The organism is Streptomyces sp. NRRL B-24572, from assembly GCF_002156145.1.
Classification (GTDB): domain Bacteria; phylum Actinomycetota; class Actinomycetes; order Streptomycetales; family Streptomycetaceae; genus Streptomyces; species Streptomyces vietnamensis.
The window spans coordinates 1-2,255 of the sequence record NZ_MWIG01000418.1 but is presented as its reverse complement, the minus strand read 5'-3'; the positions used below and the strand labels follow the sequence as shown (position 1 = coordinate 2,255).

Genomic DNA, 2,255 nt, shown 5'->3' with positions numbered 1-2,255 from the left:
AGTACGAACTCCTCCTCGACACCCATCGTGAGGATCTTCATCTCGGACTCCTCCTCGCCTCGGCGCGCGACTACCCGCCCCCGGGCCGGCCATGCCGCCCGCCCGCCCGACCGTCGCGGGTCGCCGCCCCGTCCACCCGGCGGCCGCGCGGCCGTTTCGGGGCGGCGCCCGGCGGGCACACGCCCGCGCGTCAGCGGCACGCACCGGACACGCGCCGGCACCGGCACACGCCGGCGCGGGCCGGCCGGGGTCGCTGTCGGGAGGTGCGTGATGACCGGTACCGGCGACCGAAGGGCTTCCCCCGAAGAGTACGACGCCACGCCCTATCTGCCGAGCCGAGGCGGGCTCCCGGCGCACCGCAGGGCGGCGGCGGAGTGCCGGGGCTGCCCCCTCCACCGCGACGCGACCGGGACCGTCTTCGGCCGCGGCGACCCGGACGCGCGGCTGATGCTGGTCGGCGAGCAACCGGGCGACCAGGAGGACCGCGAGGGCGCCCCCTTCGTGGGGCCCGCCGGACGGCTGCTCCACCGCGCCCTGGCGGAGGCGGGGATCGACGAGAAGGACCTGTACGTCACCAACGCGGTCAAGCACTTCAAGTTCACCCGCGACGAGCCGGGCGAACGCCGCATCCACAAGACGCCCACCCTCCGCGAGACCCGCGCCTGCCGACCCTGGCTCATGGCCGAACTCCGCCTTGTCTCACCCGAGTTGATCGTCATCCTCGGAGCCACCGCCGGCCGGGCCCTGCTCGGCCCCGACTTCCGCGTCGGCACGGACCGGGGTGTGCCGAGACCGCTGCCCGACGCCGGGGACGGCACCCGGGTCCTCGCGACCGTCCACCCCTCGGCCGTCCTGCGCGCCCGGGACCGCCAGGAGATGTACGCGGGACTCGTCGCCGACCTCCGTACCGCGGCGGACGCCCTGTGAACGCAGCGGGCGGTTCGGCTCGCGGCAGCGGGCAGTCGCGGCGAGAGGGGGGACGAGCGGAAGGAGGCGGATCCCCATGGGCGGGAACGCCGAGGGCGGGAGGAAGGTGCGGGACCGGGGGCTCGGCGACGAGGAGTTCCGGTCGCTCATGAAGGAAGCACACGCCGAGGCGCGACGCCGCTTCATCGGCAGGCCGCCCCGGACCGAACCCGAACTCGCGCTGCGGACGCAGCACGCCGAGTTCGGTGCCGCCGCCCACTGACGGCGGTTCCGGCGCCCGGCACTCCGCAAGGCCGCGCCGACCGCGCGCCCTCCCGCGCCGGAACTCCGCGTGGTACGCCGGGCGGTCGCCCCACGGGCGGCCGCCGAGAGGAGCGATCATGCACGCTCGTTCGCACTGGATGGAGTCCGCGCCGCCCGGCGCCGTCCGGCCGCCCCTGGAGGGCGACCTCGCCGCCGACGTGGTCGTGGTAGGGGCCGGCATCGCCGGACTCTGCACCGCCCGCGAGCTCACCCGCGCCGGGCGCGACGTCGTGGTCCTCGAAGCGGGCAGGATCGCGGCCGGGGTCTCCGGACACACCACCGGCAAACTGACCTCCCTGCACGGCCTGTGTTACGGGCGCCTGCGCGAGGGCCGGGGAGACACGGAGGCCGCGGCGTACGCCGAAGCCCAGGAGGACGCCCTGCACGAGGTGCTGCGCTTCTGCGGGGAGAGGGGCATCGACGCGGAGATCGAGCGCCGGCCCGCGTACACGTACACCCTCGACGAGACGCGCGCCGGGACGATCCGGGCGGAGGCAACCGCCGCCGCCGCGGCGGGCCTGCGGGCCACGGCGGTGACCCGGACGGACCTGCCGTACCCGGTCGCCGCCGCCGTCCGGGTCGAGGACCAGGCGCAGTTCCACCCCCGCCGCTTCCTGCTCGCCCTGGCGGACGACCTGGTCGCGCTCGGCGGCCGCGTCCACGAGTTCACCCGGGTCACCGGCCTGCGGGAGGGCGCCGACTGCCGCCTCGCCCTGGAGGGCGGCGGCACGGTCCACGCCCGGGACGTCGTCCTCGCCACCCACTTCCCGCTCCACTGTCACACCACCCTCCTCATGCGGCTCTCCGTGCGCCGCGAGCTGGTCGTCGCCGCCCCCGTGGAGGAGCGCCACGCCCCGTACGGCATGTACCTGACGGTCGACCAGGGCGTCCGGTCGGTGCGGACCGCCCCGCTCGGCGAGGGCCGGCGGCTGCTGATCGTCGCGGGAGAGGCGTTCACACCCGGCAGCGGAGGCGTGCCCGAGCGGTACGCGCGCCTGGAGTCCTGGGCGCGCGACCGCTCGGGC

Annotated in this window: 3 protein-coding genes; all 3 read left to right on the top strand. The window is 76.3% G+C overall.

The window, feature by feature from the left end; all coding sequences use genetic code 11:
- Nucleotides 1-270 precede the first annotated feature (270 nt).
- Nucleotides 271-927: a UdgX family uracil-DNA binding protein gene (locus CCN56_RS24205; RefSeq protein ID WP_086829953.1), complete on the top strand. Its 657-nt coding sequence runs from the start codon at nt 271-273 to the stop codon at nt 925-927.
- Between the two features lie 76 nt (nt 928-1,003).
- Entirely contained in the window at nt 1,004-1,189 is a 186-nt protein-coding gene (locus CCN56_RS24200; RefSeq protein WP_086829951.1) for a hypothetical protein, read from the top strand.
- Nucleotides 1,190-1,307: 118 nt separating this feature from the next.
- Nucleotides 1,308-2,255 (top strand): FAD-binding oxidoreductase (locus CCN56_RS24195; RefSeq protein WP_143664610.1); only part of this gene is annotated, 948 nt, incomplete at its 3' end.